The following is a 24,740-nucleotide window of genomic DNA, read 5'->3' on the forward strand; positions in this document are numbered from 1 at the left end:
TGAGCATTCCTATACTTTTGTCCTCTTTTTATGTTTTTTTTTATTAAACGTGTGTATACTTTTTGATGACCACTATCGTTTGATATTCAGTTCCTGCACTTTGTCATAAGTTTCATAACTCGAAACAATAACTTTATCTCCAGGTTGCAAACCTTTAATGACTTCGTAATACTCTGGATTCTGTCTACCCAATTGGATGTCTACGCGATAAGCAGTTGTTCCATTTTTATCTAATTTGAAGATCCAGTTACCACCAGTTTGTTGGTAGAAACCTCCTTTAGCCAGTAAGAGCGCCTTGGTTTCATCGCTTAAAGCCAATCGAATCTGTAAGGTTTGTCCACGGCGAATACCTTTAGGTACTTCATTGATAAATTCCATGTCGACTTGAAAGCGACCATTGGTCACTTGTGTATAAACCTTTTTGATACTCAGTTTATAGTTTTTATCACCGATGCTGAATTCTCCCTGTAAATCTGGAAAGATGCGGCTGATATAATGTTCATCGATATCTGCCCTAACTTTGAAGCCAGTCAATACATCGATCTGCCCTAATCTTTCTCCAGCATTCTTGTTTTGCCCTATTTCCGCGTCAAATGAAGTCAGTTGTCCATCAACAGGGGAACGGATGACCAAATCACCTATTTTTCGTTTCATTAACTCCAACGCACTTTGTGTGCGGTGATAAGTCTCTTTATCCTGATTTGCTTTTTGGTTCGTTGAAACTTCATCTTGCTTTAAAATCTGTTTAGTCAGATTGACACGCTCTTTTTGATAATTATATTCATTTTTAGATTTTTCAAATTCTTGCGAACCAATAGCTTTCTCGTTCAATAATTTTTGATTTAACTGATATACCCGTTCAGCCTCTTTATAAGCCTGCTCTACATCGGCCATCTGATTACGGTTGTTGATCGAAACCTGTTGTGCATTGGTTTGAGCAATCTGAGATTGCGTAAGTAAGTTTAATACCTGGGTTTCCTGTTGTATGAGGTTGAGTTCCTGATCCATGTTGGAAAGACGCATAATGGGATCACCTTTTTTTAATATTGCTCCATCTTCTACATATTTTTCCTCCACACGACCTCCTACAGAAGCATCTAGATAGATGCTGCTAATCGGTAGAACACTACCGTTAATGGGTATAAATTCCTGAAAATTGTTGTTGGTAACCTCCACGATAGAGATACGGTCTGCCTCAACATTCAGCTTACTGTTTCCACTTGTAAAATAAAAACTAGCTGAAATAAGACCGACCAAACCTGCGATACCTACCAAGGTTAATATGCGTTTATTGTTCCACTTTTTCTTCTCTAAGGGTCTGTCCATAATTCGTATCAATTTCACAAGTAACTATGAAAGCTGTGCCATAAATATAAGTTGCTGTTAATTAGTTGTTTGGTTGCTTTAGCTAATGGTCGTACTGTTCGATTACGGACACTAGCTGTACGTAGTCGAACATCCTGTATAAAAACAGTGATTAAATTGGATACAATTCCCCAAATAAATCCATCCAAGGACAGGTGTTCGTAATCGAACACCTGATTGTACGAAGATGAACATGTATCATTAACCGTATTTGTTATTGCGCTGATAATTAACTTCTTGTTTGTTTGGCATGGCCTATGGTTAATGAATCAAAAATATGGAATATGAAACGAATCGTCCTATATAGTATATGCTTTTTTTATAGTTTGACACATATACATGCTCAAGAACGCTCACTTGCCGAATGTGTGCAATTGGCCGTACAGGAAAATCCGACCTTGTTACAAAATGGATATGAAGTTAAGCGTGCGAATATCCAACTGAATCAAGCAAAAGCCAATCGCCTGCCAGATGTCAATGCCAATTTAAACCATGGCTTGAGCTCCGGACGCTATTTGGATAAAACACTCAATCAATACACCACAACCAACAATTCTTCAGGTGGCTTTTCAGTAGGGGCCAACGTTCCTATTTTTAATGGGTTTCGTATTTTACATGATATCCGCATGAAAGCAGATGCAAAAGCAGCAAGTAAATTGGAATTTGATACCCAAATCAATGAATTAAAACTGGATGTTATTGAAGCGTATATCCAAATTTTAACGGCACAGGATGTATTGAAACAATCGGAATTACAAACTGAAGTGACAAAAGAACAGTTGCGTAGGGCAGATGTGATGCATGCGGAAGGTGCATTTGCTCCGGGGGATTATTATGATTTAAAAGGTCAATATGCGAATGATATCAATACGATCGAAAATAATAAGCAGCTCTTATATATGAATCGGCTACGCCTTGCTAATTTGCTTAATATAGAAGAAGTGGATTTAGGAGAATTGAAACCTGTGGAGCTGAAGCATGATGCCGAAATCAGAACTTCATCACAATTATATGCCACTGCCCGCGAAAGTTTGCCCATCATTCCTGCCTTAGACTGGCGGATAAAAGCAGCTGAAAGAAATATCAAATTAGCAAAATCGAGTTATTGGCCATCACTTTCTTTAAGTGCCGGATTGTCGACAAACTATTCCAATGTGGCCGATTTTGGTTATTGGAAACAGTTTAATAATAATTTAGGAAAATCTGTATCATTAAATCTAGCGATTCCGATTTTTAATAATCTAGCGGTCTATAATCAGGTGAAATTAGCTAAATTGGATTTAGAGACGACTAAACTACAAAAGGAAATTGCCTTAAATGAGCTACGAATGGAAACTTCAAAGGCTGTATTTAATCTAAAAAATGTAAGCAGTAATATTGTACACTTAAGGGAACAAGAGCAGAGCTATACCGAATCGTTTCGTATAGCACAAGTTCATTTTGAAGCCGGGAATAGCAATTCTGTTGTCTTCTTGACCGCAAAGAATAAATTGGATAATAGCCGGAATCAATTGCTCGTGAAGCAGTATGAATGGTTATTGCAAAAATATATCAATGATTACTATGCAGGCTCTTTGAATTTATAACTACCTTAGATTTGTAAATGAAAAAAGCAGCTATATTGGTCGTTGATGACGATCAAGATTTATTAACAGCCGTAAGGATACTACTCAAACCGAAAGTAGGGCATGTCCAGGTGGAACCTAATCCAGAAAATCTGATAGGACACCTAGATAAAATGGCCTATGATCTGGTATTGTTGGACATGAATTTTAAAAGTACAATCAATACCGGTAATGAGGGTTTATTTTGGCTGTCTCGAATAAAAGAAAAATACCCAGCTATTCGGGTCATTATGATCACAGCTTATGGAGCAGTGGATCTCGCTGTTAAATCACTCAAACAGGGAGCTTCTGATTTTGTCGTGAAACCATGGGTAAATGAACAGCTATTAACGACCATATCGAGTACTTTATCTGAGAATAAAAACCAGGAAAAAAAATTAAAAAATGATTTTTTAAGTGGAAATGGTGCCCCAGATATTATTGGACAATCTGTTATTATGGATGAGCTCCAATATAAATTGGAGAAAATAGCACCTACTGACGCTAATATTCTTATTTTAGGAGAGAATGGAAACAGGGAAGGATTTAATCGCTCAGGCTATTCAAAAACGATCGCTCCGTTCACATGAAGTCTATGTTAAAGTAGATGTAGGATCGTTGACTGAAAGTTTATTTGAAAGTGAACTGTTTGGTTACAAAAAAGGCGCTTTTACAGATGCTCGCGAAGATCGCCAAGGTCGTTTTGAAGCGGCACATGGTGGCACCTTGTTTCTGGATGAAATTGGTAACATATCGCTACAGCAACAGGCTAAACTTTTGACGGTTCTCCAAAATCGGTATGTAACTCCGTTAGGGTCACATCAGATGATACCTGTTGATATTCGGTTGATTACCGCTACAAATGCCACTCTAAAAGTGCTCGCAGATGAAAATAGATTCCGAAAAGATTTGATTTATCGGATCAATACTGTTGAAATTCAAGTGCCACCCTTACGACAAAGGGGACAGGATGTTCAACTATTGGCAGAATATTTTTTAGGACTCTATGCTAAGAAATATAATAAGCGTATTGATGGTTTTGAATCCGATGCATTGAAAAAGCTTTTTGCTTACCATTTCCCTGGTAATGTGCGCGAGTTACAATATAGTATAGAACGTGCAGTCATCATGGCTGATGAGGTGAGTATCACTGGGAATGATATCTTTTTCTCCCCAATTGAACAATTACCTGAAGAAACACCTCTCGATGTGTCAATTTCTGGTAGCAATTTGGAAGAATTGGAACGGAAAGCGATTAAAGCAGCCATTGAACGGTTTAATGGAAACATTAGCAAAGCTGCCAAAGAATTGGGCTTAACGCGAGCTGCTTTATATCGGAGATTGGAAAAGTATGATATTTAATAATGGGTAATCGATTGTTGATTTTCTTTAAATTACTCTTTTTGCTGTTAGGATCTGTGGCAACAGCCTATCTTTTGATATTAGGCATGCATCTATATGCTTTTCTAACTTTTATGCTTCTTCTTGTTTTGGCTTACCGCTTCTATCAGCAGTTCCATTTCCTATCCAAACAGTTGGTTGAGTTTGCCGAAGCGGTTAAATACCATGATTTTACACGAAGATTTGTTGTTAAAAATCCTAAAACGGAACAAGGACAGCTTTTTACTGCTTTTAATCAAATAAACAGTACTTACAAAGAAATCAGCATTGAAAAAGAAATTCAACATCAGTATCTGGATCGGGTAATCAATATGTTGAATTCGGCCATTATCTTTTATCAATTGGACAATGGTAAAGTCATGTGGGTCAACGACGCTTTTAAGCAGTTTTTCCATATGCCACATTTAGGGAATATTGCTGCTTTGAAAAAAAAACATGCGGAGCTTTATGAAAAAACGATGCGTCTGAAGGTAGGGGAGCAACAGATGGAGTCCGTGCAATCGAGTAAAGGAAAAATAAAGCTACTCATTCAAAGCTCTAGTTTTGAAACGCAAGAAGCGGTATTTCGAATTGTAGTTTATCAAAATATCAATGAAGCTATGGATGAAACGGAAACGAAAGCATGGCATAAGCTCCTTAGAGTGTTGACGCATGAAATCATGAATTCTATTGCTCCAATCAGTTCATTGGCAGAAACTTTAAATGGTAGACTGGATCATTTCAGGGGTCAGGAAGATATTGAGGATTTAAAAGTTGGTATCTCTACAATCCAAAGAAGGAGCCAAGGGCTATTGCACTTTGCAAAAAGTTATCGGATGATCAATAAAGTGGATGAACCGCTGCTGATACCGATCTCTGTGGCCCAGCTCTTTGAGCATATCTATCAATTATTGGAACCCACGATTATTCAGAAAAATGTAGATGTTGATATCATTCTTAAAAATACCAGACTGGTGCTGCATGCTGATGTTAATCTGATCGAACAGGTTATCATCAATTTGATGTTAAATGCCATAGATGCTGTCAAAACAAAAGACGATGCTTATATCAGTCTATCTGCGGTTGAGGTCGACGGTAAAATACAGGTAAGAATCGAAGATAATGGCATTGGTATTCCTGCTGATTTACAGGAACAGATTTTTACGCCCTTCTTTACCACGAAGAAGACTGGGACAGGAGTTGGGTTGACCTTGAGCAAGCAAATTATGCTACTCCATAAAGGGACGATCTTCGTGACTAGTGAAGAGGGAAAAGGAAGTGTTTTTATTCTGCAATTTTAAATCATTATCAAAGTATTACCTAGGTATACCTCCAATCAATACTATCTTTAATAGTCATTGCATAAAGATTCTTTCTTTCTTTCTTTCTTTCTTTCACTTGTTTGAGGGATGTTCCATGTGAAAAATAGCTGTTCCTAAAAATGCACCTACTCTTCTTTTAACTTACCAAATTTCAGATGCTTCATGTTACATGTTTACAATGAAAATTAAATTCCTATTCTATAGGGATTAGCTTATTACCAAAGGTGTAATTAAGTGGGTACTAATAGGGGTTTAACAGGGGGTTAGTAGGGGGTTAATAGGGGTATATCCCTATTAACCCCCTACTAACCCTAAGTAAGCACTTTTTAATAGCTATATTAATCTATAATTTGGTACCTACTTGGTTGGAAATTGTAGCACTCTATGTACATTTGTACCCGAAATGCATTATTATTTAAAATACTTACGCCATTATTTAGTTTCTCATAGTCGGCATGGTACGCATTCACCTTTTGTATATCGATTGGTGGATGAGGTCCTTTATCAGAGACCCAGCTCGATTGCGGTCGAAGCTGTGCCTTTAGTGTATAAAAGGGGAGGGAAGAAGGCTGTGAAAAAATTTTTGTTCTTGGAACGCTTGTTGAAAGCATTTGCATTTGAGGAATTCAAAATAGCGGACAAATCAATGCAGCATGATCTTGTGCAATTATTTGAACGTCATAGCCATGTCTCGTTTAAGAGAACTATTCATTATATCAATACTGATGCAGATTATTCAGAAATATTGGTTGACATTACTGAACATGATATCCTGATTATAGAAGAACCACATCTATCTGAGAACAGGGAAAAGCATTGGGAATTTTTAAAAAGAGCTCAAAATGTTGTCGTAACGATTGACCTTTTTCACCTGGGTTTGGTGTTTTTTAGAAAAGGGCAAAGAAAAGAAAATTTTCTAATTCGTTTTTAAGGGGAGAAGCGACCGCTTAGAAAATAAAGTGATCACCTCCATATAAAGGTGATCATTGAAATAACTATAATCTATTTAAAAAGCTTCACTTAGTGATAAATAAAAGCCTGATTGTCTTTTTTCGCCAGGACGTTGTTCACCATATGCATATTCGAGACGAATATTACTGCTATGCTCTAAGCTAAAGAAATAGCGTAGTCCACCACCATATGAGGGAACAAACCTCGCTTGGTATTCTTTTGAGAATACGGATCCCAATCCTGTAAAGCCCGCGATTGCAAATCGAGGATGAAACCTGTATCGAAGCTCAGCTTGTGACGCCAAGTAATTTTTATCCTTGTACCGGCCTATATAATAGCCTCTCATCATCATATCACCGCCAAGGTCACGATAAGCATAATAAGGTACTGTCTTACCGAACGTACTTCTATATATTGCTTGTCCAGCAAGTGTCACTTTTTGATGCAAAGGAAAAAATACACGCAGATCGGCATCGAAATTTACACCTTCAAAATCCTCCTTAGTCCAAAGTTTTGGAGCATATGCCAATTTTGCGCGTGCATAATAGCCTTTTGTCGTATAGGATACATTGTTTCGGTTGTCGTATAATTGTGAGATTCCCACCAGCAGTTGTTGGCCGCCTGCTTTCCCCAGTAAAGGAGCCTCGTTGAAAATACCGTCGGTTTCTTTGTCCCTAAATTTAAAATAATCGTATTGTAAATTTATACCCGTATAGTATTTAGGAGCAATTTTTTTTTCCACTTCAATCTTAGCACGAAATAATTTTTGACTGATCAAATCTTCATCTGCCTTTTTGGTATCCATGCCAATACCATAGAAATTGGAAGGCCAATCGCGGTATCGGATTTCAGAGATAATGTGGTAATCATTATTAGTAGTCCAAAGATCTGCTTGTAATTTTATATTGGATTGTTTTTTTGAAGTATAGGTTCCCATCAATAGTATATTGGATGACCTGATGCTGCTGTCTTTTTTATTTAAATAAAAATTGTAATTACTGGCGACTCCATATTCAACACCTGTTTCCTGGGCATAACCCAAAGCGGGTAAAATCATGAAAACTCCAGATCGAGTGGAATCTTTTTCTGTGGAAAAGACTTTTTTGACAATTTTTTTGACAGGGTTTTGAGCTCTTAATGTTTGTGTATCGGTGATGAAAACAAGGAGTAGTACTGAAACTAATATATTGATGACCTTTTTATGATCTTGATTTTGCATGGCCAAACTTAGATAAATTTGTTTTATTTACAATTTTTATTGCGTCATATATAGAACAAATTTATGCATCCACATTTATTTAGTGTTACATATGATGGCTTTGGTTTAGCAACCTCACCTCTGCGATCAATAATTATTTAATAACGGAAATAACGAATTTTGTGCCAACATTATAAATCGCAAGATTTCAAGTGAATTTTATTTATCTGCATATCAGTGGGGTTGTGAAAAAGTGTAGTTTTTTTTAAATAAATATTTTTGTAATGTGGGTTTAGTGTATATCTTTGCATCAGCAAACAGGGAAATAGCGCTGCTACTGACCGAAAGTTTGATAGTTCTTTTAAGATTGAAAAAAAATAAAAAAAAGCTTGCACATATCAAAAATTAAATAGATATTTGCACTCGCTAAACAAAAGAAATAACGTTTAGAGATTAAGAAAGCTTTTAAATAAAGATGCCTCTTTAGCTCAGCTGGTAGAGCAACTGACTTGTAATCAGTAGGTCATTGGTTCGATTCCGATAAGAGGCTCAAACATAACTTTAGAGTTATGGGGGGGTTCCAGAGCGGTCAAATGGGACGGACTGTAAATCCGTTACTTCGGTTTCGAAGGTTCGAATCCTTCTCCCCCCACACTAAGCAGTTAGCGTACTGTTGGTGACGAAAGTCTAAGAAAAACGCAAAAAAGCGAAAGTAGCTCAGTTGGTAGAGCGATAGCCTTCCAAGCTATAGGTCGCGAGTTCGAACCTCGTCTTTCGCTCAAATTTTTAAGTATTGATTTTTAGTCTCTGTCTTCTTTGATAATATTATATCTAAAGGTGGGGGCATTAATCTGTAGATAGGATTTTTTAAAGCCGAAGTAGCTCAGGGGTAGAGCACTTCCTTGGTAAGGAAGAGGTCGTGGGTTCAATTCCCATCTTTGGCTCGTACAACATTGTATAACAAGTATAGAAATATTTATAATTACTAATTCGCATAAACATGGCAAAAGAGAAATTTGACCGTAGTAAACCACACTTAAACATTGGTACAATCGGTCACGTTGACCACGGTAAAACTACTACAACTGCAGCTATTACTAAAGTATTAGCAGATGCAGGTTTATCAGAAGCTCGTTCATTTGATTCAATTGACTCTGCTCCTGAAGAAAAAGAACGTGGTATCACAATTAATACTTCACACGTTGAGTATTCAACAGCTAGTCGTCACTATGCACACGTTGACTGTCCAGGTCACGCGGATTACGTGAAAAACATGGTTACTGGTGCTGCTCAAATGGATGGTGCTATCATTGTAGTTGCTGCTACTGATGGTCCAATGCCTCAAACGCGTGAGCACATCTTATTAGGTCGTCAAGTAGGTATTCCTGCAATTGTTGTTTTCTTAAACAAAACTGACTTAGTAGATGATGAAGAATTATTAGATTTAGTTGAAATGGAAATTCGTGAATTGTTATCATTCTACGATTATCCAGGAGATGATGTTCCAGTAATCAAAGGTTCTGCTTTAGGTGCCCTTAACGGAGAGCCTGAGTGGGTTGCTAAAATTATGGAATTAATGGATGCTGTTGATAACTACATTCCAATTCCTCCACGTTTAACTGAATTACCTTTCTTAATGCCAGTAGAGGATGTATTCTCGATCACAGGTCGTGGTACTGTTGCTACAGGTCGTATTGAAAGAGGTGTAATCAACTCTGGAGATCCAGTTGAGATTTTAGGTATGGGTGCTGCTGAAGGTTTGAAATCTACAGTAACAGGTGTTGAGATGTTCCGTAAAATTTTGGATTACGGTGAAGCTGGTGATAACGTAGGTTTATTATTACGTGGTATTGAGAAAACTGATATCAAACGTGGTATGGTTATCGTTAAACCAGGTACAGTAACTCCTCACGATTATTTCAAAGCTGAGGTTTACGTTTTATCAAAAGCTGAAGGTGGTCGTCACACACCATTCTTTAACAAATACCGTCCTCAATTCTATTTCCGTACAACAGATGTTACAGGTGAAATCACTTTAGCTGAAGGTACTGAGATGGTAATGCCAGGTGATAACGTTACGATCACTGTTAAATTGATCTCTGCTATCGCTATGGAAAAAGGTCTACGTTTCGCTATCCGTGAAGGTGGTAGAACTGTAGGTGCTGGTCAGGTAACTGAAATTTTATAATCTGAAAAGATTTTAAAATACCATATAATAAGCTAATCAGTTCATACTGATTAGCTTATTTTTTCCATCCGGAATATTGATTAAAAAACAATAAAAAAAGAGTAAAAATATTTGCAGGGAATAGTTTAAAACACTATATTTGCATCATCAAAATAAGAAATACACGGGAATAGTTCAACGGTAGAATAGAGGTCTCCAAAACCTTTGATCAGGGTTCGAATCCTTGTTCCCGTGCTTAATAAATAAACTGAAAATGGCAAAAGTACTGGATTTTTTTAAAGACTCTTATGTCGAGATTACAGAGAAGGTTACTTGGCCTACTTGGGCTCAGTTGCAAAACTCCGCTGTAATTGTACTTGTTGCTTCTGTTATAATAGCATTATTGGTTTTTGTAATGGATAAAGCTTCAAGTAACGTATTAGAGTTATTGTACGGTATTGCTTCTTAATTTCATCAAACATTATTTATGGCAGATCAAAGTTTAAAATGGTACGTAGTTCGTGCAGTGAGTGGTAAGGAGAAGAAGGTAAAGCAATATATTGATGCCGAAGTTAGCCGTTTAGGAATTGAGCATTTGGTTACTCAAGTGTTGATTCCGATGGAGAAGTACTATTTGATGCGTGATGGGAAGAAAGTGGCTAAAGAGCGTAACTATTATCCTGGGTACGTTTTAATAGAGGTTGCTTTAGATGGTGAGTTGGAACACATCATTAAAGGAGTTAATAGTGTTATTGGATTTTTAGGGGATAAAGCAGGTAATGCTATTCCATTGCGCCAAGCAGAGGTTAATCGTATTCTAGGTAAAGTAGATGAGATGGCTGAGCAAGGTGAGACAATTAATGTACCATATTACGTTGGTGAGACTGTGAAGGTGAATGATGGTCCGTTTAATGGTTTCACAGGTGAGATTGAAGAAGTTCACGAAGACAAGAAAAAATTAATCGTAATGGTGAAAGTTTTCGGAAGAAAAACACCATTGGAATTAAACTACATGCAAGTAGAAAAAGAATAATAAAAAGAGCGAAGTTCAACTTTGCTCTTTTTATGTTAAATAAAATTTGCATTTAGATTTAATTCTATATATCTTTGCACCTCATTTGGTGGTTAAACGCAAGTTAATCGCCAAGTGAAATAATAAATGTTACGTTATTTGCTTCCAACTTACTAACAAACATTTAATAATTTAATTCAAAACAAGATGGCAAAAGAAGTCAGTGCGTTAGTAAAATTACAAGTTAAGGGCGGAGCTGCGAATCCATCACCACCGGTAGGACCTGCATTAGGTGCTAAAGGTGTGAACATTATGGATTTCTGTAAACAGTTCAATGCTCGTACGCAAGACAAACCAGGAAAAGTATTGCCTGTTGTCATTACAGTTTACGCCGATAAATCTTTTGATTTTATCATTAAAACTCCACCAGTTGCTATTCAATTGAAAGAAACTGCAGGGTTGAAAAGCGGTTCAGGTGAGCCTAACCGTAAAAAGGTAGCTTCAGTTACTTGGGAACAAGTTGAAGTTATCGCTAAAGATAAAATGGTAGATTTAAACGCGTTCACTTTAGATGCTGCTATGAGAATGGTAGCTGGGACAGCACGTAGTATGGGGATTACCGTTGCCGGTAATGCTCCTTGGAACAATTAATTAAAATCAATTTAAGAAAAGTGGCTAGATTAACAAAAAATCAAAAAGCGGCACTATCCAAAATTGAAGCTGGTAAAGCATACTCTTTAAAAGAAGCTGCGGCTTTAGTTAAAGAAATCTCATTGACCAAATTCGATGCTTCTGTGGATATCGACGTTCGTTTAGGCGTAGATCCTCGTAAAGCAAATCAAATGGTTCGTGGTATTGCAACTTTACCTCACGGAACTGGTAAAACTGTTCGTGTTTTAGTTTTATGTACTCCTGATAAGGAAGAAGAAGCTAAAGCGGCAGGAGCTGATTTCGTAGGTTTAGATGAGTATATCAGTAAAATTGAAGGCGGTTGGACTGACGTTGATATCATTATTACAATGCCTAGTGTGATGGCTAAAGTAGGTAAATTGGGTCGTATTTTAGGTCCAAGAAACTTAATGCCAAATCCTAAAACTGGAACTGTAACTACAGATGTAGGTAAAGCAGTAACAGATGTTAAAGGCGGTAAGATTGATTTCAAAGTTGATAAAACTGGTATCATCCATACTTCAGTTGGTAAAGCGTCGTTCGATGCAGACAAAATTTATGAAAACGCATTAGAGGTATTACAAACTATCTCTCGTTTGAAACCGTCTGCAGCTAAAGGAACATACTTTAAAAGCATTCACATTTCCTCAACTATGAGTCCTGGTATTCATATTGAAACTAAATCAGTAGCGGGTATTTAATCATGAGAAAAGAAGAAAAACAAGAAATTGTTCTAGCTTTGGCCGAGCAGATTAAATCCTTCGGTAATTTCTATATTACTGATACTTCTGATTTATCGGTGGAGAAAGTGAATGGCATTCGTCGCAAATGTTTCGAAAGTGATATTCAAATTAAAGCTGTTAAAAACACTTTAATCAAAAAAGCATTAATCGAAGCTGGCATTGAGTCAGAGGAATTAGTAGGAGCATTGAAAGGTGCGTCAACTATCATGTTCTCTGAAATCGCAAATGCTCCAGCTAAATTAATCCAAGCTTTACGTAAAGAAGGTGCTAAACCTTTGTTAAAAGCTGCTTATATCCAAGAAACTGCATTTGTAGGTGATGATCAGTTGAAAGCATTAGTGAGTCTTAAATCTAAAAATGAACTCATTGCTGATGTTATCGCTGCATTGGAATCTCCTGCTAAGAATGTTATTTCAGCTCTTCAATCGGGTGGAAATACGATTTCAGGTTTAGTAAAAGCTTTAGAACAAAGAGGTTAACGAATACTCTTTTAAAATAAAACATTCGTACTATTATTAATAACAATTTTTCATAACGACATTCAAAAATTCAAAATAAAATGGCAGATTTAAAACAACTTGCTGAACAGTTAGTAAACTTAACAGTAAAAGAAGTTAAAGAATTAGCTGATATCTTAAAAGACGAGTACGGTATCGAGCCTGCTGCTGCTGCTGTTGCAGTTGCTGCTGCTCCAGCTGAAGCTGCTGCTGCTGAAGAGAAAACATCTTTCGATGTTATCTTGAAAGAAGCTGGTGGTGCTAAATTAGCTGTAGTTAAATTAGTAAAAGATTTAGCTGGATTAGGCTTGAAAGAAGCTAAAGATTTAGTTGATGGTGCTCCTAAAGAAATCAAAACTGGTGTTTCTAAAGACGAAGCAGAAGCTTTGAAACAACAATTAGAAGAAGCTGGAGCTGTTGTTGAGATTAAATAATCTTAGCTAACAAGCCCTTAAAAGGTTTAGACTCTGACGTATTTTCGTTAGAGTCTATTCCTATTTATGATATTTGACTACTAGTCTATGTGTGTGCTGAACATAGTCGAGATGTAGTAATAACAGCATAGTTAAGCTCAGTTTTTTTAAAACTAAAATTCATATCCCCTTGGCAAACAATAATATTCAACAAGAAAGAGTAAATTTTGCGACAAGCAGGAAAGTTCTGGAATATCCAGATTTCTTAGATGTGCAATTGCAATCTTTCAAGGAGTTTTTTCAATTAGAAACTACTTCTGACAACCGCCATCAGGAAGGGCTGTTCAAGGTATTCTCGGAAAACTTCCCTATTTCTGATTCAAGAAACATTTTTGTGCTCGAGTTTTTGGATTATTTCATTGATCCTCCTCGCTATGATATTCAAGAATGTATCGAACGTGGGTTAACTTATAGCGTACCTTTAAAGGCTAAGCTGAAGTTATCATGTAATGATGAAGAACACGAAGATTTCGAAACTATTGTACAGGACGTATATTTGGGAAACTATCCCATATATGACACCGAAAGGTACTTTCGTGATTAATGGTGCGGAGCGCGTGATCGTATCTCAATTACACCGTTCACCTGGCGTTTTCTTTGGTCAAAGTAGACACACAAATGGTACTAAACTTTATTCTGCAAGGGTAATCCCTTTTAAAGGGTCTTGGATTGAATTTGCAACGGATGTTAATAACGTCATGTATGCTTATATCGACCGTAAGAAAAAATTCCCAGTTACTACTTTATTACGTGCTATTGGTTATGACTCGGATAAGGATATCTTAGAATTATTCGATCTTGCTGATGAGGTTAAAGTTAGTAAATCTGGTCTTAAAAAATACGTTGGTCGTCGTTTGGCGGCAAGGGTATTAAAAAAATGGATTGAAGATTTCGTTGATGAAGATACGGGTGAAGTAGTATCCATCGATCGTAATGAAATCATCCTTGAACGTGAGACTGTTTTAGAAGAAGATCACATTGACATGATCATCGATGCTGGAGTTAAATCTATTATTCTAGCGAAAGAAGATGCGTCTAATAATGCTGACTATTCGATTATATATAATACATTACAAAAAGATACGTCGAACTCTGAGAAAGAAGCGGTAGAGCATATCTATCGTCAATTGCGTAACGCTGAACCACCTGATGAGGAAACTGCTCGTGGTATCATCGATCGTTTATTCTTCTCGGACAAACGTTACGATTTGGGGGATGTTGGTCGTTACCGCATTAACCGTAAATTGAAATTAAATACGCCAGATGAAACGAAGGTATTGACTCGTGAAGATATCATCGCTATCGTGAAGTATTTGATTAACTTAATCAACTCTAAAGCTGAAGTCGATGATATTGACCACTTATCTAACCGTCGTGTACGTACAGTAGGTGAGCAATTATACGCACAATTTGGAGTAGGTCTTTCTCGTATGGCACGTACAATTCGTGAGCGCATGAACATTCGTGATAATGAGGTGTTTACACCTACAGATTTAATTAATGCACGTACGTTATCGTCTGTTATTAATTCTTTCTTTGGTACTAACCAGTTATCGCAGTTCATGGACCAGACGAATCCTTTAGCAGAAATTACGCACAAGCGTCGTCTTTCAGCTTTAGGTCCAGGTGGTCTTTCTCGTGAGCGTGCAGGTTTCGAGGTTCGTGACGTTCACTATACGCACTACGGTCGTTTGTGTACTATCGAAACTCCTGAGGGACCAAATATTGGTTTGATTTCATCATTAGCTGTTCACGCTAAGATTAATAATTTAGGTTTTATCGAAACGCCATACCGTCGTGTTGAAGATGGTCGTGTTGTGGTTGAAGAACCTGTTCATTATTTATCTGCAGAGGACGAAGATGAGAAAACAATCGGTCAAGCAAATGCACAATATGATGATAATGGTAATTTTATCGATGCTAAAGTAAAAGCGAGATATTTTGGTGATTTCCCGGTAATCGAACCTACGCGTTTGGATTATATGGATGTTGCTCCTAATCAAATTACATCTATTGCGGCTTCATTAATTCCTTTCTTGGAGCATGATGATGCCAACCGTGCATTGATGGGATCAAACATGCAGCGTCAAGCTGTTCCTATTTTACGTCCACAAGCACCTATCGTGGGTACTGGTCTAGAAGGCCGTGTCGCGAAAGATTCTCGTACATTAATTAATGCTGAGGGTAATGGTGTGGTTGAGTACGTAGATGCGGATGAAATCAAAATTCGTTATGACCGTACTGATGATGACCGTTTAGTGTCATTTGATGATGATGTCATGACTTATAGATTGATTAAATTCAAGAAAACCAACCAGAATACGTGTATGAACTTAAAACCTATCGTAGGTAAAGGTCAACGCGTGACTAAAGGTCAAGTATTGTGTGAGGGTTATGCAACTGAAAATGGTGAATTAGCTTTAGGACGTAACTTGAAAGTTGCATTCATGCCTTGGCAAGGATATAACTTTGAGGATGCGATCGTAATTTCTGAGCGTGTAGCAAAAGAAGATTGGTTTACTTCTCTTCATATCGAAGAGTTTGAACTTGAAGTTCGTGATACAAAACGTGGTGAAGAAGAGTTAACAGCAGATATCCCTAACGTTTCGGAAGAAGCGACTAAAGACTTGGACGAAAACGGAATCATCCGTATTGGTGCTGAAGTGAATGGTGGTGATATCTTGATTGGTAAAATTACGCCAAAAGGTGAATCTGATCCTTCTCCAGAAGAAAAGTTGTTACGTGCAATCTTTGGTGACAAAGCTGGCGACGTGAAAGATGCTTCATTGAAAGCTTCTCCTTCATTGAAAGGTGTAGTTATCGATACGAAGTTATTCGCACGTGCTAAAAAGATGTCTAAAGAAGTTGAACGTAAGACATTAGATAAATTGGAAATAGCACACGATAGAGCTGTTAAGATTTTGAAAGAACGCCTAATAGAGAAGTTGTTTACGATTGTAAATGGTAAAACTGCTCAAGGCATCTATAATGTTTATAAAGAATTATTAGTAGCAAAAGGTGCTAAGTTTACGCAAAAAATCTTAGCTGAACTAGACTATAATAATATCAACCCAACAGGTTGGACAACAGACGAAGATAAGAATGAAATGATTAAAGCTTCTTTGCACTTCTATAACATCAAGTTAAACGAAGAGTTGGGTAGTTTTAAACGTGATAAATTCGCTATTTCTGTCGGTGATGAATTGCCATCGGGTATTGTTCAAATGGCTAAAGTTTACGTAGCGAAGAAACGTAAATTGAAAGTAGGGGATAAGATGGCTGGTCGTCACGGTAATAAAGGTATTGTTGCACGTATCGTACGTGATGAAGATATGCCTTTCTTAGATGACGGAACACCAGTAGATATCGTGTTAAACCCATTGGGTGTACCTTCTCGTATGAACTTAGGACAGATTTACGAAACTGTTTTGGGTTGGGCTGGTCAAAAATTAGGTGTTAAATTTGCAACTCCTATTTTTGATGGTGCAGAAAAAGAAGAGGTAGAAGACTGGGTAGCTAAAGCAGGTTTACCAGCTTCAGGTAGAAACTTACCTTTATAATGGTTTAACGGGTGATCGTTTTGACCAACCAACTACAGTTGGTGTGATTTATATGTTAAAATTAGGTCACATGGTTGATGATAAAATGCACGCTCGTTCTATCGGACCATACTCATTGATTACTCAACAACCATTGGGTGGTAAAGCCCAATTCGGGGGTCAGCGTTTCGGTGAGATGGAGGTTTGGGCATTAGAGGCATTTGGTGCATCTAATATCTTGCAAGAAATCTTAACTGTTAAGTCTGATGATGTTGTTGGTCGTGCTAAAACTTACGAGGCTATCGTAAAAGGAAACAACTTACCAACTCCATCGGTGCCAGAATCGTTCAACGTATTGGTACATGAGTTACGTGGTTTAGGTCTAGATATCACATTGGATTAATTAAGCAAAAGATAGAGTTTTAGTGGCTACTTTGGTCACTAAAACTTCTTTATAAAGCTTTAACTTTTGAATAAGTATGTCTTACAAAAAAGATAATAAAATTAAAAGCAACTTTACATCAATTACTGTAAGCTTGGCATCTCCAGAAACAATCTTAGAGCGTTCTAGTGGTGAAGTTGTAAAACCGGAGACGATTAACTATCGTACCTACAAACCAGAACGTGATGGTTTATTCTGTGAGCGTATCTTTGGTCCTGTAAAGGATTATGAATGTCACTGTGGTAAATACAAACGTATCCGTTATAAAGGTATCGTATGTGACCGTTGTGGTGTTGAAGTTACGGAGAAAAAAGTACGTCGTGAGCGTATGGGACACATTTCATTAGTGGTTCCTGTTGCACATATCTGGTATTTCCGTTCTCTTCCAAATAAAATTGGTTATTTATTAGGTCTTCCTACTAAGAGACTAGACATGATTATCTACTACGAAAGATATGTAGTTATTCAGGCTGGTATTAAAGAGGATGATGGTATCAACTACATGGACTTCTTGACTGAAGAAGAATATTTAGATATTTTAGATACTTTACCTAAAGAAAACCAATATTTAGATGACAACGATCCTCAGAAATTCGTTGCTAAAATGGGTGCTGAAGCGTTAGAAGAGTTGTTGAAACGTATTGATTTAGATAAATTATCTTATGATTTACGTCACCAAGCGGCTAACGAAACTTCTCAACAACGTAAAAATGAGGCTTTAAAGCGTCTTCACGTTGTAGAAGCATTCCGTGGTTCAAGAGATCGTATTGAGAATCGTCCGGAGTGGATGATTGTTAAGATCGTTCCGATTATTCCACCGGAATTGCGTCCATTAGTGCCTTTAGATGGTGGTCGTTTTGCGACTTCAGATTTAAATGATTTATACCGTCGTGTTATTATCCGTAATAACCGTTTGAAACGTTTAATTGAAATCAAAGCTCCAGAAGTAATTTTACGTAATGAGAAACGTATGTTACAAGAGGCTGTCGATTCATTATTCGATAACTCACGTAAAGTTAACGCAGTGAAAACTGAAGGTAACCGTGCGTTGAAATCATTGTCTGATATCTTAAAAGGTAAACAAGGTCGTTTCCGTCAAAACTTATTGGGTAAACGTGTGGATTATTCGGCTCGTTCGGTAATCGTCGTTGGACCTCACTTGAAATTACATGAGTGTGGTATCCCTAAAGATATGGCAGCAGAACTTTACAAACCGTTTATCATTCGTAAGATGATTGAGCGTGGTATCGTGAAAACTGTAAAATCAGCCAAGAAAATTGTTGATCGTAAAGATCCAGTTGTTTGGGATATTTTAGAAAACGTGTTGAAAGGTCACCCGGTATTATTAAACCGTGCTCCTACGTTACACAGATTGGGTATTCAAGCTTTCCAACCTACTTTAGTAGAGGGTAAAGCAATTCAATTACACCCATTAGTGTGTACAGCATTTAACGCGGATTTTGATGGTGACCAGATGGCAGTCCACTTACCTTTAGGTAATGCTGCAGTTTTGGAAGCCCAAGTATTGATGTTAGCTGCGCATAATATTCTTAACCCTGCAAATGGTTCTCCAGTAACTGTACCTTCTCAGGATATGGTTTTGGGTCTTTATTACATTACTAAAGGCCGTAAAAGTACTGAAGAGCAAATTGTACATGGTGAAGGAATGACTTTCTACTCTTCTGAAGAGGTTATTATCGCTTTAAATGAGAAGAAAATTGATACGCATGCTTTTATCAAGGTAAAAACTAAGATCAGAAATAAAGAAGGTAATATCGTTGATGCATTAATTGATACAACAGTTGGTCGTGTTATATTCAACCAAGTTGTTCCTCATGAAGTGGGTTTTATCAACGAGTTATTGACAAAGAAATCTTTGCGTAATATCATTGGAGAAATTGTAAAAACTACGGGTATGGCTCGTGCTGCGCAGTTCTTGGATGATATGAAAGAATTAGGTTTCCAAACAGCTTTTACAGGTGGTTTATCGTTCAACTTGCAAGATTTGAATATTCCTGCCGCTAAAACTGATTTAATTCAACAAGCTACTAACGAAGTTGAAGATGTAATGGGTAACTATAATATGGGTTTCATTACAAACAACGAACGTTATAATCAAATCATCGATATTTGGACACGTATCAACAATAAGTTGACATCACACGTAATGGATATCTTATCGAATGACAATCAAGGTTTCAACTCAGTATATATGATGCTTGATTCTGGAGCGCGTGGTTCGAAAGAGCAAATTCGTCAGTTGTGTGGTATGCGTGGTTTGATGGCTAAACCTCAGAAATCAGGTTCAGCAGGTGGTGAAATTATTGAAAACCCGATTTTATCAAACTTTAAAGAAGGACTTTCAGTATTAGAATACTTTATCTCTACCCACGGTGCTCGTAAAGGTCTTGCCGATACGGCATTGAAAACTGCCGATGCGGGTTACTTAACACGTCGTTTACATGATGTGGCACAAGATATGATTGTCATGATTCAAGATTGTGGTGGTTTAAGAGGTATTTACACGACTGCATTAAAAGATAATGATGATGTTGTAGAACCGTTATATGACCGTATTTTAGGTCGTGTATCCTTATACAATGTATATGATCCTGAAACAGGTGAGTTACTTGTTTCTGAAAATGAAGATATTGAAGAAGCTACTGCTGAACGTATCGAAGCTTCAGGTATTGAAGGTATCGAGATTCGTACAGTATTGACTTGTGAGTGTAAACGTGGGGTATGTGCTTCTTGTTACGGTCGTAACTTAGCATCTGGTAAACGTGTTCAATTGGGTGAGGCTGTCGGAGTAATTGCAGCACAATCAATTGGTGAGCCAGGTACACAGTTAACGCTTCGTACGTTCCACGTCGGTGGTACGGCATCTAACATTGCCAATGAGTCTCAGATTTCTTCTAAATATGCTGGTACGGTTGAGTTTGAAAACTTACGTACAGTATCACAAGAAGGTGAAGATGGTACACATCAAGTAGTATTGGGTCGTTCTGGTGAGATTAAAATTTTGGATGAAACGAGAAAAGTTGTATTCCAACAAAATATCCCATACGGTTCCCAATTATTCGTTGAAGAAGGAAATCAAGTAGCTAAAGGTGATAAGTTAGTAGCATGGGATCCATATAATGCTGTTATTATCTCTGAGTTTGCCGGTAAAGTTGAATTTGATGCAATCGTTGAAGGTGTTACTTTCCGCGAAGAATCAGATGAGCAAACTGGTCACAAAGAGAAAGTAATTATTGAAACTCGTGATAAAACGAAAAACCCTGCTATCAAGATTATGGATAAAAAAGGGGAAGTAATTCGTACCTATAATATTCCAGTAGGAGCTCACGTTTCGGTATCGGATGGTGTAACTGTAAAAGAAGGTGGTATCTTAGTTAAGATTCCTCGTTCTACAGGTAAAACTCGAGATATTACAGGGGGTCTACCTCGTGTAACGGAATTATTCGAAGCACGTAACCCTTCTAATCCAGCTGTTGTAACGGAAATTGATGGTGTTGTAACTTTAGGTGGTGTTAAACGTGGTAACCGTGAGATTTCTATTGAGTCTCGTGATGGTCAAATTAAAAGATACCTAGTTCCACTTTCTAAGCATATTTTAGTTCAGGATAATGACTTTATCAAAGCAGGTATGCCTTTATCAGATGGTTCGATTTCTCCAGCAGATATCTTATCAATCAAAGGTCCTTCAGCAGTACAGCATTATATTGTAAATGGTATCCAAGAGGTCTACCGTCTTCAAGGTGTGAAAATCAATGATAAGCACTTTGAAACGATTGTTCACCAAATGATGCAAAAAGTTAATATCGAGGATCCAGGAGATACACGTTTCTTAGAAAAAGAAGCTGTTAACAAATGGGATTTCATGGAAGAAAATGATTCATTATATGACAAAAAAGTTGTTGTTGAATCGGGTGATTCTAATGACTTACGTCCTGGTCAGATTGTTTCGTTACGTAAATTACGTGAAGAAAACTCTAGCTTGAGACGCCGTGATCTTAAATTAGTAGAGGTTAGAGATGCAATTCCTGCAACTTCTAGTCCTTTATTGCAAGGTATCACTAGAGCTTCCTTAGGAACAAAATCATTTATCTCAGCAGCATCATTCCAAGAGACAACTAAAGTCTTGAACGAAGCGGCTATTGCAGGTAAGCGTGATAATTTATTAGGATTGAAAGAGAACGTAATTGTGGGTCACTTGATCCCTTCAGGTACAGGTCTTCGTCAGTACAGTAGTATTATCGTTGGTTTCTCGTGAAGAATACGATCAATTATTAGCTTCTAAAGAAGAAGATTAATAATTCTTAAAATAACAAAAAGGGTTGCAGATTTTATCTGCAACCCTTTTTTGTTTTGGAACACATTGTAGCCCTTCTTTTCAAATGCTGTATTGTCATCTTTATATTTGTTCATACGTTATCTTCAACAGATGATTTCTGCTGTCTGAACATCTCTTGATACTGCCTTATAGTAGTTACTATGATGGATCCTATTGTTTGTGGCAGGTGTATTTTTGATTTTTATCCGATTTAGAAATGATAGGCTTGTATGTTAGCTAAGTGTAGTTGGTCTTTATCTATAATACGGTATCATATATGACAAAAATAGCTAGCTAGGGGAGGTCATGCTTTATTTATTTTCTCTTTTATTCAGAATAAAAGAGAAAATAAATAAGAATATATAATGATTAGATTGTTCTGGACCTTTTTTTCAAGTCTGATGCTTGGAAAATATATAAGCATTTTGTAATCATAGTCCCATTTTAGAAGAAGTTTTTATTTTTTAGACTATTATTGTTACTGCATGTGACCGTTTTTAATACCTGTACGATTAGCAGATGAATATAGATTCATATTTAAAGCGTAAAATTAGGGAATGGAGTAAGCCGCATTTTAAAAGGTAAAGAATGGTTTTAATCCTATTTGAGTACTGAGAAAATACGGATTAATAATGAGGATTGAAAACAATCATCCAATGATACAGCAAGTTACCCCCTTTCTCAATAAATAAGCAAGAAAACGTTTGGAAGTGATTATAAAAATGGTCTATCTTTGCACCACTCCGCAAGGGAGGAACGGTCGGTTCGAAAGGGCTGACACTGAAAAAAAGAGGGTCTATTTAATTTAGACGCAGAAATCGAAAAGGTCTCCAAAAATAAATTTTCACATTTATTTTGGATATACCAAAAAGATCTCTACCTTTGCAGTCCCAACGGAAACGAAGGGAACCAAAACAAGATCGATAACGGCGCAATGCCGACATCATATGGCCGAAGCGAGATGCGGAAGCGAAAAAAGTTCTTTAAAAATATAATCATGTAACGTAACGAGTAGTGTTGAGAAACGACGAAAGTTAAAAAAAATCAACCTGTTCAATTTTAGAATTAGAAATAAAATACAAGACAATTCTATTTATTATAAATAGTCTTGATCTTACACTTCATTTTACAATGGAGAGTTTGATCCTGGCTCAGGATGAACGCTAGCGGCAGGCCTAATACATGCAAGTCGGACGGGATTCGGGGAGTAGCTTGCTACGAACCGATGAGAGTGGCGCACGGGTGCGTAACGCGTGAGCAACCTACCCATATCTGGGGGATAGCCTCTCGAAAGAGAGATTAACACCGCATAACATCATCGAGTGGCATCACTCGATGATCAAATATTCATAGGATATGGATGGGCTCGCGTGACATTAGCTAGTTGGAGAGGTAACGGCTCACCAAGGCTACGATGTCTAGGGGCTCTGAGAGGAGAATCCCCCACACTGGTACTGAGACACGGACCAGACTCCTACGGGAGGCAGCAGTAAGGAATATTGGTCAATGGAGGCAACTCTGAACCAGCCATGCCGCGTGCAGGATGACTGCCCTATGGGTTGTAAACTGCTTTTGTCAGGGAATAAACCTACTTACGTGTAAGTAGCTGAATGTACCTGAAGAATAAGGATCGGCTAACTCCGTGCCAGCAGCCGCGGTAATACGGAGGATCCAAGCGTTATCCGGATTTATTGGGTTTAAAGGGTGCGTAGGCGGTCCTATAAGTCAGTGGTGAAAGACGGCAGCTTAACTGTCGCAGTGCCTTTGATACTGTAGGACTTGAATCTATTTGAAGTGGGCGGAATAAGACAAGTAGCGGTGAAATGCATAGATATGTCTTAGAACTCCGATTGCGAAGGCAGCTCACTAAGTTAGCATTGACGCTGATGCACGAAAGCGTGGGGATCAAACAGGATTAGATACCCTGGTAGTCCACGCCCTAAACGATGATAACTCGATGTTTGCGATACACAGTAAGCGTCCAAGCGAAAGCGTTAAGTTATCCACCTGGGGAGTACGGTCGCAAGATTGAAACTCAAAGGAATTGACGGGGGCCCGCACAAGCGGAGGAGCATGTGGTTTAATTCGATGATACGCGAGGAACCTTACCCGGGCTTGAAAGTTAGTGAATGATCCAGAGACGGATCAGTCCTTCGGGACACGAAACTAGGTGCTGCATGGCTGTCGTCAGCTCGTGCCGTGAGGTGTTGGGTTAAGTCCCGCAACGAGCGCAACCCCTATGTTTAGTTGCCAGCGAGTTATGTCGGGGACTCTAAACAGACTGCCTGTGCAAACAGTGAGGAAGGTGGGGACGACGTCAAGTCATCATGGCCCTTACGTCCGGGGCTACACACGTGCTACAATGGATGGTACAGCGGGCAGCTACATAGCAATATGATGCTAATCTCTAAAAGCCATTCACAGTTCGGATTGAGGTCTGCAACTCGACCTCATGAAGTTGGATTCGCTAGTAATCGCGTATCAGCAATGACGCGGTGAATACGTTCCCGGGCCTTGTACACACCGCCCGTCAAGCCATGAAAGTTGGGGGTACCTAAAGCATGTAACCGCAAGGAGCGTGTTAGGGTAAAACCGATAATTGGGGCTAAGTCGTAACAAGGTAGCCGTACCGGAAGGTGCGGCTGGAATACCTCCTTTCTAGAGCATTCAAGATTGAAGCTCGTTACGTATACACATGATTTATATTATAGAAACAAAAAGAAACATTTGAAGAAATGTGCCCATCCCTGTAGGATGGTCCAGAGAGAGAATGATAAGCTAGTCCCGTAGCTCAGTTGGTTAGAGCACTACACTGATAATGTAGGGGTCAGCAGTTCAAATCTGCTCGGGACTACCATAAAACGATACGGGGAATTAGCTCAGCTGGCTAGAGCACCTGCCTTGCACGCAGGGGGTCATCGGTTCGACTCCGATATTCTCCACAGGTCTGCCCGAACACCAAGATATTGTGTTCATTATAAGGGGGACAAAGAGTTCTTTGACATATTGAAAGAAAAAAATTACAAGAGAAGACAACAGTAG

General features: G+C 38.0%; 14 protein-coding genes, 7 tRNA genes, 1 rRNA gene and 2 pseudogenes. 22 read left to right on the plus strand and 2 right to left on the minus strand.

All coding sequences use genetic code 11. The features are described from left to right. Nucleotides 1–72: 72 nt before the first annotated feature. On the minus strand, nt 73–1,326 hold the full coding sequence (locus tag ACFX5U_RS02625) for an efflux RND transporter periplasmic adaptor subunit (protein WP_280570649.1): 1,254 nt from the start codon (nt 1,324–1,326) through the stop codon (nt 73–75). A 323-nt stretch (nt 1,327–1,649) separates the two neighbouring features. Between ACFX5U_RS02625 and ACFX5U_RS02630 the strand changes: the two genes are divergently transcribed. From ACFX5U_RS02630 to ACFX5U_RS02650, 5 genes are all read left to right on the plus strand, one after another. Next, nucleotides 1,650–2,951, plus strand: coding sequence for a TolC family protein (locus ACFX5U_RS02630; RefSeq protein WP_400262423.1), 1,302 nt, complete (start codon nt 1,650–1,652; stop codon nt 2,949–2,951). Nucleotides 2,952–2,968: 17 nt separating this feature from the next. Beyond that, nucleotides 2,969–3,559, plus strand: a complete 591-nt coding sequence (locus ACFX5U_RS02635) for a sigma-54-dependent transcriptional regulator (protein WP_400262424.1) — start codon at nt 2,969–2,971, stop codon at nt 3,557–3,559. Continuing rightward, entirely contained in the window at nt 3,498–4,331 is an 834-nt protein-coding gene (locus ACFX5U_RS02640) for a sigma 54-interacting transcriptional regulator (RefSeq protein WP_400262425.1), read from the plus strand. Before ACFX5U_RS02635 ends, ACFX5U_RS02640 begins: the two co-directional genes overlap by 62 nt. A gap of 41 nt (nt 4,332–4,372) precedes the next feature. Beyond that, nucleotides 4,373–5,650 (plus strand): sensor histidine kinase, encoded by a 1,278-nt coding sequence (locus ACFX5U_RS02645; protein WP_400262426.1) that lies wholly within the window; start codon nt 4,373–4,375, stop codon nt 5,648–5,650. Between the two features lie 424 nt (nt 5,651–6,074). Further along, nucleotides 6,075–6,602, plus strand: a complete 528-nt coding sequence (locus ACFX5U_RS02650) for a hypothetical protein (protein WP_400262427.1) — start codon at nt 6,075–6,077, stop codon at nt 6,600–6,602. Between the two features lie 75 nt (nt 6,603–6,677). On the opposite strand, the gene ACFX5U_RS02655 is transcribed toward ACFX5U_RS02650, so the two are convergent. Further along, on the minus strand, nt 6,678–7,841 hold the full coding sequence (locus ACFX5U_RS02655; RefSeq protein WP_038696052.1) for a BamA/TamA family outer membrane protein: 1,164 nt from the start codon (nt 7,839–7,841) through the stop codon (nt 6,678–6,680). Nucleotides 7,842–8,297: 456 nt separating this feature from the next. Between ACFX5U_RS02655 and ACFX5U_RS02660 the strand changes: the two genes are divergently transcribed. The 17 genes and pseudogenes from ACFX5U_RS02660 to ACFX5U_RS02740 all read left to right on the plus strand — a co-directional run bounded on the left by ACFX5U_RS02660 (nt 8,298) and on the right by ACFX5U_RS02740 (nt 24,640). Further along, nucleotides 8,298–8,370 (plus strand) — tRNA-Thr (locus ACFX5U_RS02660). A gap of 21 nt (nt 8,371–8,391) precedes the next feature. Continuing rightward, nucleotides 8,392–8,472 (plus strand) — tRNA-Tyr (locus tag ACFX5U_RS02665). 54 nt (nt 8,473–8,526) lie between these two features. Beyond that, nucleotides 8,527–8,599, plus strand: a tRNA-Gly gene (locus ACFX5U_RS02670). 93 nt (nt 8,600–8,692) lie between these two features. Then, nucleotides 8,693–8,764: transfer RNA gene (locus ACFX5U_RS02675), tRNA-Thr, on the plus strand. Nucleotides 8,765–8,820: 56 nt separating this feature from the next. Continuing rightward, nucleotides 8,821–10,008: an elongation factor Tu gene (tuf, locus tag ACFX5U_RS02680; protein ID WP_038696053.1), complete on the plus strand. Its 1,188-nt coding sequence runs from the start codon at nt 8,821–8,823 to the stop codon at nt 10,006–10,008. A 163-nt stretch (nt 10,009–10,171) separates the two neighbouring features. Further along, a tRNA-Trp gene (locus ACFX5U_RS02685) sits at nt 10,172–10,242 on the plus strand. A gap of 19 nt (nt 10,243–10,261) precedes the next feature. Continuing rightward, nucleotides 10,262–10,456 (plus strand): preprotein translocase subunit SecE, encoded by a 195-nt coding sequence (secE, locus tag ACFX5U_RS02690; protein ID WP_038702104.1) that lies wholly within the window; start codon nt 10,262–10,264, stop codon nt 10,454–10,456. A gap of 18 nt (nt 10,457–10,474) precedes the next feature. Beyond that, a complete protein-coding gene (gene nusG, locus ACFX5U_RS02695; protein ID WP_038696055.1) occupies nt 10,475–11,020 on the plus strand; it encodes a transcription termination/antitermination protein NusG in 546 nt (181 codons plus the stop codon). Nucleotides 11,021–11,206: 186 nt separating this feature from the next. Beyond that, nucleotides 11,207–11,650, plus strand: a complete 444-nt coding sequence (gene rplK, locus ACFX5U_RS02700; protein WP_021191050.1) for a 50S ribosomal protein L11 — start codon at nt 11,207–11,209, stop codon at nt 11,648–11,650. A 20-nt stretch (nt 11,651–11,670) separates the two neighbouring features. Then, the gene (gene rplA / locus ACFX5U_RS02705) at nt 11,671–12,369 is read left to right on the plus strand and encodes a 50S ribosomal protein L1 (protein ID WP_038702107.1); all 699 of its coding nucleotides are present in this window, start codon (nt 11,671–11,673) and stop codon (nt 12,367–12,369) included. A gap of 2 nt (nt 12,370–12,371) precedes the next feature. Continuing rightward, nucleotides 12,372–12,890, plus strand: coding sequence for a 50S ribosomal protein L10 (rplJ, locus tag ACFX5U_RS02710; RefSeq protein WP_038696057.1), 519 nt, complete (start codon nt 12,372–12,374; stop codon nt 12,888–12,890). 80 nt (nt 12,891–12,970) lie between these two features. After that, nucleotides 12,971–13,342 carry a 50S ribosomal protein L7/L12 gene (gene rplL, locus ACFX5U_RS02715; protein ID WP_038696059.1) on the plus strand — a complete coding sequence of 124 codons (372 nt, stop codon included), beginning with the start codon at nt 12,971–12,973 and terminating at the stop codon, nt 13,340–13,342. Nucleotides 13,343–13,511: 169 nt separating this feature from the next. Continuing rightward, a pseudogene (gene rpoB / locus ACFX5U_RS02720) lies at nt 13,512–17,323 on the plus strand (DNA-directed RNA polymerase subunit beta). A gap of 76 nt (nt 17,324–17,399) precedes the next feature. Further along, nucleotides 17,400–21,614 (plus strand): annotated as a pseudogene (gene rpoC, locus ACFX5U_RS02725) (DNA-directed RNA polymerase subunit beta'); the annotation flags it as partial. A 1,212-nt stretch (nt 21,615–22,826) separates the two neighbouring features. Continuing rightward, nucleotides 22,827–24,356, plus strand: a 16S ribosomal RNA gene (locus ACFX5U_RS02730). Between the two features lie 122 nt (nt 24,357–24,478). After that, a tRNA-Ile gene (locus ACFX5U_RS02735) sits at nt 24,479–24,555 on the plus strand. Nucleotides 24,556–24,566: 11 nt separating this feature from the next. After that, nucleotides 24,567–24,640, plus strand: a tRNA-Ala gene (locus ACFX5U_RS02740). Nucleotides 24,641–24,740 lie beyond the last annotated feature (100 nt).

This window comes from Sphingobacterium sp. SG20118 (genome assembly GCF_044740685.1).
Taxonomy (GTDB): domain Bacteria; phylum Bacteroidota; class Bacteroidia; order Sphingobacteriales; family Sphingobacteriaceae; genus Sphingobacterium.